Source organism: Longimicrobiaceae bacterium, from assembly GCA_035696245.1.
Lineage (GTDB): Bacteria > Gemmatimonadota > Gemmatimonadetes > Longimicrobiales > Longimicrobiaceae > DASRQW01.
In genome coordinates this window covers 1-16295 of the sequence record DASRQW010000234.1, presented here as the reverse complement: position 1 = coordinate 16295, position 16295 = coordinate 1, and the positions used below count along the sequence as shown (strand labels likewise).

Below are 16295 nucleotides of genomic sequence, written 5' to 3'. Positions count from 1 at the left end.
CGGCGTGTACCGCGCGACGGCGAAGCTCTTCCTGGGCAGCTGCGGGCAGGGACCGCGCGTCGCGAGGCGTCATCCACCCAATCTACTGCTGGATCCCTACTAATGCAAACTATTTATCGTCCGGAGTAATAAGAGGCGGGAAGATCATCTCCTGAGTCGACATGGCCGACCTCCGGCTTGGGGCCCTCGGGCCCGTGAACGGTCAATTCCCTGGCGAACTGAATCTAGTTACGCCGCGACCGGCCGGGGGTCGGCCTTCTCATTTCAACTCCGCGTCTCCGCGTGATGCTCTTCCGCCGAAGATGCGGGATGCAGCACCCGGATTGGTCGCCCGCGCATCCACGGATGAACGACGCCCCCGGCCGGGATCACGGCCGAGGGCGTCGCTCCATCTACATCTCCCGTCTCCGCCATCGTCGATGGGAGGACGGGGGAGGGTCAGTCGGTCATCATGCTGACCTGGCGGTCCAGGGAGGCGGCGTTGATCTCGAAGCGCGAGGCGTCCCACTGCGGCTTGCCGTCCTTGAGCACGATCACCTGCGGCGACTCGTGCTGGATGCCGGTGCGCTGGCCTATGGCCGCCGAGAGGTCCGCCTGGTCGTGCACGTCCACCTTGTAGAACGCCGCCTCGGGGTGCGCGGCCACGAAGCTCTCCATCTCCTTGTGCGCCATGGCGCTGATGGGGCAGTGCGTGCTGTGCTTGAACAGGATCGCCGAGCCGGCCTGGAACGCCGCGTCCAGCTCTTCCTGCGTGGTAAGCTCCTTCATGTCATCACCTTTGCTTCGGGGATCGTGCGACCGGTGCCGCGCGCCCCAGCGCAACCCGCGTACCGCTCCCCTCGGATTGGCCGACTACGGACCGCAGACTGGAGATGCACGGCGGCTGATCTTCGTCCATCCGCCGTCGGAGAATGCGAGGCCGGCATCGGTTCTCGGTAGATGAAAAGCGGCGGGGCCGGGCACGTCGCCCGGCCCCGCCTTCCGCCTGCTCGTCCCGCCCGCCTCCGCGGATGCGTGAGCGTCGAACGCCTACGCTCCCGATGCCGTGTCCGCCGGCGGCGGGATGCTCGGGGGTGGCGCGGACGGCGGCGGGGCGGACGGCGGGGGCCGCAGGATGATGGTGTCCACCGGCCCCGCCGGGTTGGGCGGCAGCGGCGTGGGGATGGGTATGCTCGGCGGCGGCACCTGCGGCGTGGGAGCCGGCGGAGTTGGCTGCGGCTGCGGCTGAGTGGGTGCCGGTGCGCTGGGCTGTGGGTTCGCGGGCTGGCTCGGGCGCGGCTGCGGGGCCGGGCGCGGGGGCTGCGGCGCGGAGCTCGCGGGCACGGACGGGAACGGGGCCGGTTGCGTGGGTGTGGATGCGGACGGCGGCGCGGATGGACGCGACGGCGCCCCGACAGACGGAGCGCCAACCGCGGCGTCGCCCGGCCCGTCGGACGGGATGGGCGTGTCCACCGGCATGGGAGCGCCGCCGCTCACCGGCACGGCCATGGCCGTGTCGCGCGGAGCAGGAACGACGGCGGCGGCAGTGTCGCGCGCTCCATCTCCCGGCTTCGCGGCGGTGTCTTCGTTGCCGCGGTGGATCATGGCGTACGCGGCGACCGCGACGAGCAGGAGCAGCACGGCGCCGACGGGCATGATGGGAAATCCGCCGCGTTTCGCGGGCTTCGGGTGGTGCACCGGCGTGGTGGTGAGCGGCTTGTGCGTCCGCGCGTGCGGAACGGCCGCCGCCGCTACGGCCGCGGGGGCTGCCGCAGCAGCAGCGTACGCGGGCTCCGCCTCGGGCGCGTGGAGCAGCGTGCGGTCGTCGTCCTCGTCCTCGTCCGCCGCCAGGGCCGCCGCGGCTGCGGCCGCGACGACCGAGGCCGGGATGATGGCCGTGACCTCGTCCGGGTCGGCGGCGGCGCCGCGGCCGGCGGCGGCCTCCAGCGCGTCGGCGAAGGCGCCCGCGTCCGGGTAGCGCGCCTGGGGCGAGTCGTCCAGGGCGCGGCGCAGGACGGCGTCCACCTCTTCCGGCACGTTGGGGTTCATCTCCCGGACCGGGCGCAGCGCGGCGGCGGCGTCCTGCTCCGCGTGCCGCTCGCCGCCGAACGGCTTCTCGCCCGTGAGCAGCTGGTAGCCCACCAGGCCCAGGCTGTACACGTCCGACGCGGGCGTCAGGTTCGTCTCGCCGCGCAGCTGCTCCGGCGACGCGTACGCGGGCGACAGCGGCGCCCCGCCGCGCGTCTGCCGGGTGATGTGGTCCTCCTCGGCCTCCACGCGCGCGATGCCGAAGTCCACTACGCACACGCGGAACGCCTCATCGCCGTGCGGCTCGGCGAGGAAGATGTTGCCCGGCTTCACGTCGCGGTGCACCAGCCCGGCGCGGTGGCCCACCGCCACGCCCTCCGCCGCCTCGCGGAGAATGCGCAGCGACTCGGACAGCGGGGGGCGGCCCACGCGCGCCAGGTGCGTGGCCAGGTCCTCGCCGCGCAGCAGCTCCATGACCAGGAAGTCCAGCCCCAGCTCCGGGTCGGTGCCGAAGTCGGTGACGCTCACCACGTTGGGGTGCTGCGGCAGGCTGGCGGCCGAGCGCGCCTCGCGCTGGAGCCGCTCGCGCAGCTGCTCGCGCGTGGACGGGTCGTGCGCGGCGATGGTGATGACCTTGACCGCGACGGGCCGGTCCAGGCGCAGGTCGGTGGCGCGGTACACGGCGGCGAAGCCCCCCCGGCCGATGACTTCCTCGATCCGGTAGCGCTTCACCAGGACGTGGCCTTCGAGCAGCCCTTCTAGTCCGGACATGTTGCTTGGTCGCCGTCGCTGGAGGTGCCGGGGTGCGGGTCCGAACCCCACCGCTCCGGCAAGATGCGAACCGCACCGCCGTCGGTGTGCCGCCCGCGGGTCTGGTCCGCCGCGGCGGCGTTCGCTATATCGTCTGCCTCACCCGCGCGGCCGGTCCCCTCCACCCGCAAGGTCCCGCATGCCCGAGCACGACCCGTCCGACGACGTCCCCACCACGCCCCACCCCGGCGAGCGCGCCATCGCCCGCCGCGACTTCCTGCACCGCGGCGCCCTTGCCGGCGTGGGCGGCGTCCTCGCGGCCAGCGGCCTCGCCCAGTCGTCCGCGTCCGCATCTCCCGTCCCGCCTTCGTCGTCCGGCGTCGCATCCCCCGGCTCCGGCGAAGACGTGCCGCCGTTCGAGCTGGAGGAGGCGACGGTGGCGCAGCTCCAGGAGGCGATGCGCTCCGGACGGATGACGTCGCACTCCATCACCGCCGCGTACCTGGCGCGCATCGAGGCGATGGACCGCCGGGGCCCCGCGCTGCGTGCCGTGATCCAGACCAACCCGGACGCGCTCTCCATCGCCCGGCAGATGGACGAGGAGCGGCGCGCCAAGGGGCCGCGCGGGCCGCTGCACGGCATCCCCGTGCTGCTCAAGGACAACGTGGACACGGGTGACAAGCTGCTGACCGGCGCCGGTTCCCTCGCCCTGGCGGACATGCCCGCGCCGCGCGACGCCTTCATCGCGCAGCGGCTGCGGGCGGCGGGGGCGGTGATCCTGGGCAAGGCCAACCTGAGCGAGTGGGCCAACTTCCGCAGCACGCGCGCGGCCAGCGGGTGGAGCGGGCGCGGCGGTCAGTGCCGCAACCCTTACGCGCTGGACCGCAGCCCGTCGGGCTCCAGCTCCGGCAGCGCGGCGGCGGCGGCGGCCAACTTCGCGGCGGTCACGGTGGGCACGGAGACGGACGGCTCCATCGTCTCGCCCTCGTCCGCCTGCTCGGTGGTGGGGCTCAAGCCCACGCTGGGGCTGGTGAGCCGCGCCGGCATCGCGCCCATCTCGCACACGCAGGACACGGCGGGGCCCATCACGCGCACCGTGGCCGACGCGGCGGCGCTGCTCTCCGCGCTCGCCGGGGTGGACCCTCGCGACCCGGCGACGTCGGCAGCCGAAGGGCATGTCGAGGCGGACTACACGAAGTTCCTGGACGCCAACGGGCTGCGCGGCGCGCGCATCGGCGTGGCGCGGGCCAAGGTCACCGGCTACCACGCGCAGACGGACAGCCTGTTCGACGCCGCGGTCGATGCCATCCGCCGCGCCGGCGCCGAGATCGTGGACCCGGCCGACATCCCCCACCTGGGCGAGTACGACGACGCGGAGTTCACCGTCCTCCTCTACGACTTCAAGGACGACCTGAACCGCTACCTCGCCGAACGCGGACCGACCTCGAAGGTGAAGACGCTGGCGGACGTGATGGAGTTCAACCGCACGCACGCCGCGGCCGAGATGCCGTACTTCGGGCAGGAGATCATGCAGATGGCGCAGGCCAAGGGCCCGCTGACCGACAAGGACTACGTGGACGCGCTGGAGAAGTGCCGCCGCCTGTCGCGCACCGAGGGCATCGACGCGGTGATGGCGGCGCACCGGCTGGACGCCATCATCGCACCCACCAGCAACCCGCCCAACGTGACCGACCTGTCGCTGGGCGACCACTACCTGGGCAGCAGCAGCACGCCCGCGGCGGTGGCGGGCTACCCCACCATCACGGTGCCCGCCGGGTACACGCACGGGCTGCCGGTGGGCCTGTCGTTCATCGGCCGCGCGTGGAGCGAGCCCACGCTCATCCGCCTGGCGTACGCGTACGAGCAGGCCACGAAGATGCGCCGCCCGCCGCGCTTCTTGCCCACCATGGAGATGCCGGTGCCCTGACGGACGTCGGCCGGAGGCGGCGCGGCTGCATCGCTCCGTCCTCCGGCGCCTCTTCCTCTCGTCGGGCGGATCATCGCCCGGCCGCGACCTCAGTATCGACAGCGATGATGTACGGCGCTTCTCGGCCGTAAGGTCGCGTTCACACCTCGCTCTCGTTGCCCGTGTACATGGGCGCTCGTCGTGCTCGCGTCCACGCGTGCGGAGGCGCAGGCGGCCTGCGAGGGGATGATGGTGGATGCGTGGCGGCTCCGGCCCGCTCCATCCACCATTGCGGACACGGTAAATTCGCTGCGCAAACGGTAGATACGCGGGGATCCATCTCTCCCACCCGCACGATCGTCGCTGATCCGCATCCACCGCGTCCAACACCGCCGCGCATCGGCAGAGAAGCAACTCCCCGCAGTTCGGGCCGTCCGGCGGATGTGCATCTTCCGGCACGGCGCGAATATCGGTAGATGTGCATCTCCCGATCGGATGACGATCATGGCTGTTTCATCCGCCGACCGAGGGCTCATCGGCCGATGCGCATCTCCTGACACGCTGATCCTCGCCGCCGCGCCGCATCTCCAATCCCGATCCTCATGCAAACGACTCGGACGAACCGCCGTGCATCTCTCCGGACGCGCATCTACGCGCTGCTCGCAGTCTTCGCAGCGCTGGTCGTGCCGGCGGCGGGGCGGGCGAACATGGCGAACCCGGTGCGCGCGGGCGACCGGCTGGGCGAGCCGTCCGGCGGGCTGGAGACCGTGACGGTGGAGCACGAGAGCCTGGCCATCGACCTGCGCCCGCTCGCGAAGTCGCAGCCCGCGCTGGTGAGCGCCACCTACCGCGTGCGCAACGCCGGGCCGGCGCACACGCTTCACCTGCTGTTCGTGGCCGACGCCCTCACCGACGGCGGCACGGGCGTGTGGCTGGACGGCCGCGCCATCTCCGCCGCCCGTGAAGACGCGGGCCCGCTGCCGGCCAGCTGGCGCCCGCCCCCGGCTACGCCCGGCCTGGACGGCCGCGATGCGCTGAGCTACGAGACGAGCGCGCAGGGCACCTTCACCTTCGACGTGCCGCTCGCTCCCGGCCCGCACGAGATCCGCGTGCGCTACCGCGCGCAGCCCACGGCGCACTCCGCTGGCTCGCCCGCGCGCTACTGGCAGCTCGCATACGTGCTTGCGCCCGCGCGCGAGTGGGCGGGCTTCGGCGGGCTGGACGTGCGCGTGGAGCTTCCCGCCGGGTGGGCCGCCGCCGCATCGCCCGCGCTCCGCCGCCAGGGAGATGCGCTCGTCGGCGCGTGGCGCACGCTCCCTGCGGACGCGCTGGCGCTCACCGCCCGCGCACCGGTGCCGTCGGCACTGCCGCTGTGGGCGTTCCTCGCCCTCGCCTCTCTCGCGGCCATGGTCCTGCTTCTGTGGATCGGCCGTGCGACGGGGCGGTGGCTGGGCCGCCGCGGGCACTCGGCCGCATGGGGGCTGATTCCGGGCGTGGTGCTCTCCATCGTGTACGCCGCTTGCGTGGTGGCGGGGCTTGCCCTGGTGCCCGATCTGGTGACGAGGGGCCTGGGCGAGCAGCGCGCGTGGGGCTATGGCTATGGTGCAACGATAGGCGCGCTGCTGCTCTTCCCCGTTCTGCTTCTCGTTGCCATCGTGATGCTCCAGATCGCCGTTTCGCGCGGACGGCGGCCCTCGGCTTCCGCGTCCGTCCCGGCCGCTCCGGACGGCGTGGTGCAAGGCGGGTGAAGCGCGGTGCTCGGGAGGGTGGTGCGTGCTGGGGGGTGCCCCCTCCCCCGGCCCCTCCCCCGCAAGCGGGAGAGGGGAGAACTGCTTGCAGTGTAAACGGTTAACTCGCTTCGGCGGACTGCGGAGACGGCAGGGGCGGTCAAGGCCGAATCGTGTTCGACCCATATCACGGTGGGTGCGATGAGTCTGCTCGTTCTGGATTGCCGCCTGATCGAGACGCGTCGCCTTCCCGTCCATCGCACCTCACCTTCGGAGCCCGCGGCCAGCGCAAACCGCGACGCCGCTGTGGAATAAGCTCCCCTCTCCCGCTTGCGGGGGAGGGGCTGGGGGAGGGGGCACCCCCCCCCCGCGCCTCCGCCCGGGTCCGCGAACCTTCCGACTATCGCTGCCACGGCGGGCGCGAATAGGCTCGATCGCATCGCCGTTCATCGCGTGCGACGACAGAGGTTTACGAGACTCTTGCCCCGGCGGTGCCCGCGACGCATAGTTGCAACCTCAACCCACTCACGATCCGCGCTCACCCTCGATGCCCATGCGCGGTGGGCAACGCGGCACACCCCAGATCTCCGCCTTCCCCATCCCCGGCGCCGTCCGGCCCGGGGCACGCTCCCTTCGCACGGAGAGACGACCATGGCCGAGACGCTTCCCACCACCACCACGACGCAGTCCGGGCTCGCCCCCAACGTCGCCGGCGCCGTCGCGTACGCGCTGGGGCCGCTCACCGGCATCTTCTTCCTGGCCACGGAGAAGGAGAACCAGTACGTCCGCTTCCACGCCGCGCAGTCCACGGTGCTGTGGCTGGGCCTGTTCGTCGCGAGCATCGCGTTCTCCATCGCGCTCACGATCATCGGGTTCGTGCCGGTGCTGGGGGCCATCGTCGCCGTGCTCGCCGCCATCGCGTGGATGTTCGCCGGGTTCGCGCTGTTCGTGCTCTGGATCGTGCTGATGGTCAAGGCGTACGGCGGCAGCGAGTGGGAGCTGCCCCTGGTGGCCAAGCACGCCCGGCGCATCGCTTCCCCGGCCCCGCCAGCCGCCTGAGCATCGCCCGTGGCCGAGACGCGAACCGCCGCCCTGCGACTGATGCGGGGCGGCGGTTCGTGCTTCCACCGCCGCCACGAACTCGCAGATCTCTCGTTGGCGAGCTGCCTCAGCCGGTCACACACACTTCATCGCAAACGCGTTCAGGTCGGATGATCGCAACTACTTGGCGCTGTTCACCGAGCAGGAGCCGGCGGCGGCGCTCGGGCTGGTGAGCTCGCGGGAAAACGCTGGTGAGATGGCGCGGGCGATTGATACGATCCCTGTCGAAGCGCAGATGCACTACGATTTATCGACAGCTCGGTGCACGTGCTGGCGTGCTTGTCTCCGGAGCTCGCGGCCCGGACCGAGCGGGAGTTCGCCGGCGAGCCTCCAGAAGAGCAGCGAGAGCCTTTTCGCGCGGGAGTGGACGAGATGAAGGCTCGGTGCGCGCGCACCGGGCCCTGTCCCTGCCCGCGCTTCCGTACGGAGTCACGGTGTGATCTACGACACGCGGGCAGCCGGAGAGGCGGCCGGAGGACATCGGCTGGCCGGGGGCGGAGTGGATTGGGACGCGGGCGGCAGGGGAGGCTGGCGCCAAGTGTTTAGGTTACGGTGAGGTGGCGGGGCGGGGTCGCGCACACGGGCGCGAGGAAGCGCGGGCGGGGGTTGCGCGGTCCGGCGGGGCGCCGTTAAAATCGGACGAAAGGTATTTCACGCCAGCAAGATGACAGCGTGTGCGGCGGCAGCCCGTAGCAGCCGCACAGCACCGGGCGGCGCGGGGGAAACACTCTCCGCGCGGCCTTCGGCACGTCTCGGCGGAATTCCGGTTTCCGTCAGTATTTCTCCGCAGCACCCCATCCCCAGCACAGCGGAGCGCGCGCAGTGAGCATGGAGCCGTGGCAGGATGACGTACCCGGGCGCGAGGCCGACCGCCTCGTAAGCCGTTTCGTCTGCCGCGTGGGCGGCGCGCCCACCGACGGCGTGGAGGCGCTGCGCGCGCACCGCACCATGGAGCTGCTGGGCGGCCTGGCGGCGCAGGACGCGGAGCTGGCCGAGGGCCGCGAGCGCATCTCCGCCCTGCTCTTCCCCGCCATCGGCGCCGCGGCGGACCGGCCCGCGCGCAACCTGCTCCTTCGCCTCAAGCGCGACCTCTACAATCTTCGCCCGCTGCCCGCCCAGCCGCTCGACGCCGCCTGCGCGCTGCTGCCCGCGGCCGACGCAGCCGAGGCGCGCGCCTTCAACGCCGCCCTGGAGCGCCGCGACGCCGCGCTGGCGGAGTTGGAGCGCGCGTACGGCGAGGAGACGGCCGAGCTGCGCGGGCGCTTCCGCGAGCTGCTGCGCAACGAGGACTTCCGGAAGGGGCTGCTGGTGAGCAGCCGCTCGCTGTACGGGTCGCTCCAGCGGTACGCGGCGGGCGGCGGCTCGCTGAGCGGCAAGGAGGAGAAGACGGAGCGCGGGATGCTGCGCTACTTCACGCGCACGGCCATGAAGGCCACGCCGTTCTCCACGTTCTGCGCCGTGATCCCCGGCACCTTCGTGCCCGCGGGCGACGCGGACGCCGGCGGCGAGCTGATGCGGCTGGAAGGCGACGTGGGCGCCAAGCGCAGCTTCGCCCGCATCAACAAGGTGCTGTACGGCGTGCTGCTGGACCACCTGAAGCTGCGGCCCGCGGTGCGCAGCGCGCTGGTGGTGGAGCCCAACCCCACGCTGCGCACCGAGGCCGGCCGCCTGGTCTTCCTCACCTCGGTGGAGAACCGCGAGGTGTTCCAGCGCGTGCCGCCCAACGAGGTGCTGGAGCTGATCCTGGGCATCTTCCGCGAGGGCGACCGGCCCACGCTGGGCGCGCTGGTGGCGGCGCTCACGGGCGACCCGCAGATCGACGCGACCACCGAGGAGGCCGAGGCGTACCTGGGCAAGCTGATCGAGATCGGCTTTCTGCGCTTCCACACCGGCATCCGCGAGCAGGACGCCGACTGGGACATCCCCTTCCGCGCGCTGCTGGACGCGATGGACGACGACCACGCGCGGCAGGCCTCCGCGCTGCTCGCCACGGTTCGCGAGCGGACGGAGGCGTACGCGACGGCGCCGGTGGACGAGCGCGCGGCGCTGATCGAGGAGGTGCACGCGCAGGTGGCCGCCGCGCTCGAGGCGATGGAGGTCAAGGGCAAGATCCGCAAGGACATGCCGTTCTACGAGGACGCCACCGCCGACGCGAGCGCGCAGGTGCCGCTCACCCCCGGCGTGCTGCGCGCGGTGGACACCTTCGTGGAGTGGGCGCGATCGACGTCGCGCCTGGCGTGGCCGCGCGCGGAGCAGGCGACCATGCGGCACTTCTTCGACACGTACTATGCCGAGAAGGGCGCCCGCGCGGTGCCGCTGCTCCAGTTCTACGAGGAGTTCTACCGCGAGCACTTCAAGTCGCACGTGGAGAAGGAGCACAAGCTGCGCGCCGGCGTGAGCCTGGAGGAGGTGAAGGGCTACGACGTGGGCAACCCGTTCAAGCTCGACTTCATCAAGACGCAGCAGAAGGCGCGCGCCCGCCTCGCCGAGGCCATCCAGGCCAAGTGGCGCGAGGCGCAGGACGCCGAGGAGGTCAGCATCTCCCTGGCCGAGGTCGACGAGGCGCTGACGGGCGTGGAGCCGCAGCGCGCGGTGTGCCGCTCGGTCAGTTCGTTCACGTCCATCGTGCCCGGCCCGGGCGGCGAGGCGGCCATCCTGCTGCAGGGCGGCAGCTACACGGCGGGCTACGGCAAGTACTTCTCGCGCTTCCTGTACATGCTGCCCGACGAGGTGGTGGAGCAGGTGCGGGCGGAGAACGAGGGCCTCACCGGCGAGCTGCTGGCCGAGATCTGCGGCGACGCGCAGTTCAACGCCAACCTGCACCCGCCGCTGCTGCGCTGGGAGATCAGCTACCCCACCGGCGAGAGCGGCGCGGCCGACGAGCAGCTGCGCAGCTCCGCGCTGGTCGTGGAGCCGGACCCGGACGACGCGTTCGCGCTCTGCCTGCGCCACGCGCCCACGGGCAAGCGCGTCGTCCCGGTCGACCTGGGCTTCCTGAACCCGCGCATGCGCCCGCCGCTGTACCAGCTCCTGTCGCGTTTCACCCCGCCGGTCACCTTCGGCCCCAGCCTGCCCGAGTCGCCCACCTCCAAGCCGCGCTCCGAGGCGCCCGACGAGACGGTGGCCGCGGTGATCGGCGCCGGTTCGCCGCCCGAGGCCGCATCTCCCGACTCGCCCGACGCCCCGTCGGCCGGCGCGCCGGAAGCAGCGGTATCGGCCGCGGATGCTGCGGAGGTTGTCGCATCCCCCGAGGTGGATTCGGTAGATGAACAGGCGGGCTCGGTAGATGAACAGGCTGCATCGGCGGATGGCGATGTGCCGGCGGCGGAGAGGCCGGAAGATGCGAATTCCGCGGAAGATGCGAAGCCTGCTGTGGATGCCGACGCTGCCGCATCTCCCGACGGTCCCGCATCTCCCGATGCCGAATCGGCCGACGAGAAGCCGGCGGAGCCTCCGGTGATCTCGTACCGGCCGCGCATCACGGTGGAGGGGCGGGTGGTGCTGGCGCGGCGGCGGTGGCAGGTGCCCAAGGAGCTGTTCCCGCAGCGCGCGGCGGACGAGACGGCGAGCGCCTTCTTCATCCGCGCGAACCGCTGGCGCATGGAGAACGGCCTGCCGGAGAGCAGCTACCTGCGCATCATCCCCCTGCCCGACCCGTCGCAGCGCAAGCCCGGCGACGCGGCCGAGGCCGACGCCGGCCAGGACGCGGCGATGAACGCCGGCATGGACGCGGTGCCGGCGCCCGAGGAGAACGCCGAGGCGGAGGAGAAGGCCCCTGCGGCCGAGGCCGAGGCGCCCGCCGAAGCCGCGGCCGAGGGCGAGGGCGAGGCCGGTTCGGAGGAGAAGGACGGCGAGAAGAAGCCCGAGAAGCCGAAGACCGCGGGCTCGCGCGACCTGCACAAGCCGCAGTTCATGGACTTCGCCAACCCGCTGCTGGTGGGGCTGCTGGGGAAGATGGCGGCCAACCTGAAGCACTACAACGTGGTGTTCGAGGAGCGCCTGCCGGACCGCGACGCGCTGTCGCGCCTGGACGGCAAGGCATACGCGACCGAGATGGTGATGCAGGTCAACTTCCCCGAGGGCACGGAGATGGACCCCGCCCAGGCGCTTTCCGGCGAGGAGGAGCATGCCGCGGCAGTCTGACGAGCGCGCCTGGCTGAGCGAGTACCTGTACTTCGCGGGCCCCATCTACGACGGCGCGTGCGACCGCGTGATCCTGGACGTGGTGGAGCCGTTCGTCCGCCGGTGCCAGGAGCGCGGCTGGATCGACGCCTGGTTCTTCATCCGCTACAGCGAGCACGGCTCGCACGTGCGCCTGCGCCTGCACGGCGCGCCGGACGTGCTGGAGCGCGAGGTGGCGCCTGCCCTGCGCGCGCACGCCGCCTCCCTGTACCCGGACGTGGGCGAGGGCCTGCCCGCCGAGCCGGTGTTCAGCGGCGAGGGCGCGATGACGCACGTGGCGAACGTGGCGTACGAGCCGGAGACCGACCGCTACGGCGGGCCGCACGCCATCGGGCTCGCCGAGGAGTTCTTCGAGCGCTCCAGCGACGCGGCCATGGCGCTGCTGCACAAGACCAAGCCGGGCGAGCGCTCGTCGCGCCTGGGCAAGGGCCTGCTGGCCATGGTGATCACCGTGCACGTCTTCTCCGGCACGCGCAAGGCGGGCGCGGAGTTCGGGCGGTCGTACGGCACCAACTACCTGCGCACCCTGGTGCCCGACGAGGAGGCGCGCTCGGCCTGGCTGGGTGCCTTCGACAGCGGGTTCGAGGCGCAGGCGGCCAACCTCACGCGCTACGTGGACGACGTGTGGGAGCGCCTGGACGAGGGCGACCCGCTCTCGGACACCCTGGACCGCTACCACGACGACCTGCTGGAGATCCGCGACCGGCTGCGCACGCTGGCCGAGGCCGGACAGGTGAGCCGCGGCGAGACCGCGCTCACCTGGGAGCAGGCGGTGCAGATGATCGTGCCCAGCTACGTGCACATGATGAGCAACCGCCTGGGCGTGAACATCCAGGAGGAGTCGTACCTGGCGTACCTGATCTCCCGCGCGCTGGGCCAGGCGCCCCACGCGGCCGCCGCCGGCGCGGCGGAGGAGACCGGCGCGTAGCCGGGGGAGACCTGCGCGCGCATCCACGCAACCCGACATTCGAGGAGCCGACCGATGCGGAAGCTGAAGCTGGAGCCGGAGGAGCTGGTCGTGGAGTCGTTCGCCACGGACGACGCGCGGCGCGGGCGGGTGGGCACGGTGCACGGCCAGGTCACGCTGGTGGGCCCGGGCTGCGCCAGCGTGGAGGTGTGCAACACGCGCGCATCCATCGAATGCGCCTGCAACACCGGCGCCTGCGCAACGGCCGGCGCGAGCTGCAACGGGACCTGCGACGCGGCCTGCGGCGGCGGGACGGAGTTCTACACCGACTGTTCCCCGTGCAGCCAGGCCGGCCACATCTGCTGACGGCGCGGCGCATCTCCCCGGACGCGGCGAAGGCGTCCGGCGACATGCGCTCCGCCCGAGCGTGACGGACCGATCCCCATCCCCCCGATCCACCCCGAACGAGCCGTGAACGCGTGAGCGAACAGAGCACAGCCCCGCAGCCGCCCGACGACGGGCTCTTCCTCCGCGCGGCGCAGGAGATCGGCGCCCGCATGGTGGCCAGCGCGGAGTGGGGCCAGGAGGAGGGCTGCACCTGGACCATCATGGCGCCGGACCGCGAGCAGCCCATGCTGCGCCTGGCCGTCCCCGCCACCGCCGGGGCCGCGCTGTACGAGGGCACGGCGGGCATGGGCCTCTTCCTGGCCGAGCTGTACGGCCAGGCGGGCGGCGCCGACGTGGCCCGCGCCGCCGAGGGCGGCATCCGCTACTCGCTGGCGAAGGGCGACGAGCTGCCGGCGAACGCGTTCGGGCTGCACGCCGGCCGCGTGGGCGTTGCGCTGGCCGCCACCCGCGCCGCGGAGCTGCTGGGCGTGCCCGAGCTGCGCGACCGCGCCGAGGCGCTGCTGGAGCCGCTGGTGGGGCACGAGGCGGAGGATGCGGGCATCGACGTGATCGGCGGCGCGGCGGGGGCCATCCCCGCGCTGCTGCGGATGGCGATGGCAGGGACGGTGGACCGGGAGCTGGCCATGGGCCTGGCGCGGCGGCTGGGCGACAACCTGATCGCGCAGGCCGACAAGGAGCCCGAGGGCTGGTCGTGGGGCACCATGCGCTCGTCTTCGGCGCGCAACCTGTGCGGATACGCGCACGGGGCGGCGGGCCCGGCGCACGCCTTCCTGGAGCTGTTCGACGCCACGGGCGAGGGGCGCTTCCTGCACGCAGCCGAGCAGGCGTTCCTGTACGAGCGCGCCTTCCTGTCGCCGGAGCTGGGCAACTGGCCGGACTTCCGCCACGCCGAGCTGGGCGAGTTCCTCCAGGCCGGACGCCTGGACGAGCTTCGCGAGCTGATGGCCGAGGCGGGCTTCCCCGCCTACCAGCTGCGCTACATGAGCGCCTGGTGCCACGGCGCGCCCGGCATCGGGCTCACGCGGCTGCGGGCGTACCAGCTCACGGGCGACCCGGTGTACCTGGCCGAGGCACGCGCGGCCATCGGCGCCACGCTGCCCACGCTGGCGGACATGAAGTACAACTACTCGCTCTGCCATGGGAAGGGCGGCAACTCCGATACGCTGCTCGTGGCCGCCGAACTGCTGGGCGAGCCCGAGCTGCGCCGCCCGGCCGAAGAGGCGGGGCGCCAGGGGTGGGAGGCCTTCCCCGCCAAGGGCCAGCCCTGGCCGTGCGGCACGCTGGGAGGCGTGAGCGACCCCGGCCTGCTGCTGGGCGAGGCGGGCATCGGCCACTTCTACCTGCGCCTGCACTCGCGCGACGTTCCCTCCATCCTCCTCGTCACGCCCGAAGGCGAGCCGCGGCGGCCGAAGCCGGACGCGGAGTACGAGGAGGCACGGCGCGAGACGGTGGAGCGCAACTTCGGGCAGACGCTGCGCCTGTTCGCGGCCCTGGGCGAGGACGCGGACGTCGAGCTGCCGCCGCGCCGCGAGGACCGGGGGCCGGAGCGCTCCGTGGCGGTGGAGGCGTACGAGGCGCTGGTGCGGCGCACGGAAGATGGGAACGAGCGGCTGCAGGACGCCTTCCGCCTGGACCGCAGCCGCTTCGAGCTGGCGCGCTCCATCACCGACTGGACGGCGGAGCTGCTGGACGCCCTGGCCCGCGCCCCGGACGACGAGGTGCCGTGGAGCGAGGTCACGCTCTCGCTCTCCCCGCGCGCGCGCGTCGTGCACACGCAGGGCGACTGGGACGCGTGGCTGGCGGACGAGCAGCGCGGGCCGGAGCCGGAGGGCGACGACGTGTTCTTCCTGTTGGTGGCGCAGGGCAGCAAGGTCGCCACCCGGCGACTCAGCCCGTTCGCCGCGATCGTGCTGGACGCGGTGCAGGCGCCGGCCACGCTCGACGAGGTGGTGGGCCGCGTGGCCGACGTGGTCTCGGGCCCGCAGGCGCCGGACCGCGCGTGGCTGGAGCAGAAGGTGCTGGAGCAGCTCCGCCAGGCGTACCGCGCCGGCTTCGTGGACTACGAGCCGTCCATGGCCTCCGCCGCGACATAGTCCGCCGGCGCACCCCAAGCCTCGCCGCGCGTCGAACGGCGGCGTGGCTCGGACACCGGCCGCGCATCTTGCGCCGCCGCTGCTCCAGTTCATGGGCTGAGCCTTGCATCGGCCGCGGACGGGCGCGGCGAGCAGCCCTGTCAATTCACGAGAAGAATCGGTAGATGCGCATCTCTCCCCTCCCCGCCCGCGCCGGCACGACGCCGTCCCCGCTCCGCGGCATCCCCGCGGATGCGCGGCGGTGCTCGTGTACGTGTCGGCGCAGGGAAAGCATGCGCGCGTAGGCCCGGGAAGCCGCGCCGTCCTTCGAGACGTGTGCGGCTTCGTCGTCTCCCTGCCGTTTCGCCGCTCCCATCCACCCTCCCTGAGGTCCCGATGAAGAAGCTGAGCCTGAAGCTGGACGAGCTGCTGGTGGAGTCGTTCAACACGAGTGCAGCCCGGCGCGGTCGGCTCGGCACGGTCCGGGGCCAGGCCGGCGACGACTCGGGTGTGCCGATCGACAGCGCCGAGTGCTGGCTCTCTGACCCGGAGTGCGGCTACACGCTGCTGGAGGGCTGCGTGTACACGGGAATCTGCACGCAGGGGGCGATGATGGATACCGAGATGGGCTGCATCCCCGAGCAGTTCTCCGCCCGCTGCTCGGCCTGCGTCTGACCCGGCGCAACCCGCGGCTCCGATGCCGCGGGATCCCACCGGAAGCCACGGTGTGCCGCATTCGGCGGCGCGGCGCGGCTCCGCGCGCGGCCCTGGAGGCCGCACTCACAGCAAACCTGGGGAGGGCCGGATGAAGAAGCTGAACCTGAAGCTGGACGACCTGCAGGTGGAGACGTTCGCCACGTCCGACGCACGCCGCGACCGCCGCGGCACCGTGAACGGCCAGATCGTGCCCCGCATCTCGGCCGACTGCGTGTACACGAGCATCTGCGTGGAGACCGACACCTGCCCGGCCACCGGGCTGGAGTGCACCAACGACACGAGCTGGCAGCAGTGCGGCTACAGCTTCGGCGGCACCTGCGGCGCCTCACCGCCGGAGACCGCGCAGTTCTGCGGCGGTGGCGGCGAGCTGGCCGGGTTCGCGCCGTACTTGTGCGCCTGACCCGCTGACGGGCGGAGGGCGGCCGTACGCGGCCGCCCTCCGCGAGCGAGAACACCCACACCGAAGGACGGACGATGCGCAACTTCGTGCTGGACCCGGCCGCCCTCGCGGTCGAGTC

11 protein-coding genes are annotated in these 16295 nt (G+C 72.4%); 9 read left to right on the top strand and 2 right to left on the bottom strand.

Annotated features, from left to right (window positions below; genetic code table 11):
* Window positions 1-438: 438 nt before the first annotated feature.
* Both ytxJ and VFE05_11150 read right to left on the bottom strand, forming a co-directional pair.
* Window positions 439-768: a bacillithiol system redox-active protein YtxJ gene (ytxJ, locus tag VFE05_11155; protein HET6230617.1), complete on the bottom strand. Its 330-nt coding sequence runs from the start codon at window positions 766-768 to the stop codon at window positions 439-441.
* Window positions 769-1029: 261 nt separating this feature from the next.
* Window positions 1030-2778 (bottom strand): protein kinase, encoded by a 1749-nt coding sequence (locus VFE05_11150; GenBank protein HET6230616.1) that lies wholly within the window; start codon window positions 2776-2778, stop codon window positions 1030-1032.
* Between the two features lie 178 nt (window positions 2779-2956).
* On the opposite strand from VFE05_11150, the gene VFE05_11145 reads away from it, so the two are divergent.
* The 9 genes from VFE05_11145 (at window position 2957) to VFE05_11105 (ending at window position 16177) form a co-directional block, all read left to right on the top strand.
* Window positions 2957-4684, top strand: a complete 1728-nt coding sequence (locus VFE05_11145; protein ID HET6230615.1) for an amidase — start codon at window positions 2957-2959, stop codon at window positions 4682-4684.
* A 581-nt stretch (window positions 4685-5265) separates the two neighbouring features.
* Window positions 5266-6411 (top strand): hypothetical protein, encoded by a 1146-nt coding sequence (locus VFE05_11140; GenBank protein ID HET6230614.1) that lies wholly within the window; start codon window positions 5266-5268, stop codon window positions 6409-6411.
* 630 nt (window positions 6412-7041) lie between these two features.
* A complete protein-coding gene (locus VFE05_11135) occupies window positions 7042-7449 on the top strand; it encodes a hypothetical protein (protein HET6230613.1) in 408 nt (135 codons plus the stop codon).
* Window positions 7450-8319: 870 nt separating this feature from the next.
* A complete protein-coding gene (locus VFE05_11130; GenBank protein HET6230612.1) occupies window positions 8320-11634 on the top strand; it encodes a lantibiotic dehydratase in 3315 nt (1104 codons plus the stop codon).
* On the top strand, window positions 11618-12601 hold the full coding sequence (locus tag VFE05_11125; GenBank protein ID HET6230611.1) for a thiopeptide-type bacteriocin biosynthesis protein: 984 nt from the start codon (window positions 11618-11620) through the stop codon (window positions 12599-12601). Before VFE05_11130 ends, VFE05_11125 begins: the two co-directional genes overlap by 17 nt.
* A 54-nt stretch (window positions 12602-12655) precedes the next feature.
* Window positions 12656-12946 carry a hypothetical protein gene (locus VFE05_11120; protein HET6230610.1) on the top strand — a complete coding sequence of 97 codons (291 nt, stop codon included), beginning with the start codon at window positions 12656-12658 and terminating at the stop codon, window positions 12944-12946.
* 113 nt (window positions 12947-13059) lie between these two features.
* Window positions 13060-15081, top strand: a complete 2022-nt coding sequence (locus VFE05_11115; GenBank protein HET6230609.1) for a lanthionine synthetase LanC family protein — start codon at window positions 13060-13062, stop codon at window positions 15079-15081.
* A gap of 375 nt (window positions 15082-15456) precedes the next feature.
* A complete protein-coding gene (locus tag VFE05_11110) occupies window positions 15457-15735 on the top strand; it encodes a hypothetical protein (GenBank protein HET6230608.1) in 279 nt (92 codons plus the stop codon).
* Window positions 15736-15865: 130 nt separating this feature from the next.
* Window positions 15866-16177 carry a hypothetical protein gene (locus tag VFE05_11105; GenBank protein HET6230607.1) on the top strand — a complete coding sequence of 104 codons (312 nt, stop codon included), beginning with the start codon at window positions 15866-15868 and terminating at the stop codon, window positions 16175-16177.
* Window positions 16178-16295 lie beyond the last annotated feature (118 nt).

Excerpts from the sequence above, each read along its gene's own strand:
- VFE05_11145 (HET6230615.1), top strand. The coding sequence starts at position 2,957 with ATGCCCGAGCACGACCCGTCCGACGACGTCCCCACCACGCCCCACCCC.
- ytxJ (HET6230617.1), bottom strand. The coding sequence starts at position 768 with ATGAAGGAGCTTACCACGCAGGAAGAGCTGGACGCGGCGTTCCAGGCC.
- VFE05_11140 (HET6230614.1), top strand. The coding sequence starts at position 5,266 with ATGCAAACGACTCGGACGAACCGCCGTGCATCTCTCCGGACGCGCATC.
- VFE05_11125 (HET6230611.1), top strand. The coding sequence starts at position 11,618 with ATGCCGCGGCAGTCTGACGAGCGCGCCTGGCTGAGCGAGTACCTGTAC.
- VFE05_11130 (HET6230612.1), top strand. The coding sequence starts at position 8,320 with ATGGAGCCGTGGCAGGATGACGTACCCGGGCGCGAGGCCGACCGCCTC.
- VFE05_11105 (HET6230607.1), top strand. The coding sequence starts at position 15,866 with ATGAAGAAGCTGAACCTGAAGCTGGACGACCTGCAGGTGGAGACGTTC.
- VFE05_11120 (HET6230610.1), top strand. The coding sequence starts at position 12,656 with ATGCGGAAGCTGAAGCTGGAGCCGGAGGAGCTGGTCGTGGAGTCGTTC.
- VFE05_11110 (HET6230608.1), top strand. The coding sequence starts at position 15,457 with ATGAAGAAGCTGAGCCTGAAGCTGGACGAGCTGCTGGTGGAGTCGTTC.
- VFE05_11135 (HET6230613.1), top strand. The coding sequence starts at position 7,042 with ATGGCCGAGACGCTTCCCACCACCACCACGACGCAGTCCGGGCTCGCC.
- VFE05_11150 (HET6230616.1), bottom strand. The coding sequence starts at position 2,778 with ATGTCCGGACTAGAAGGGCTGCTCGAAGGCCACGTCCTGGTGAAGCGC.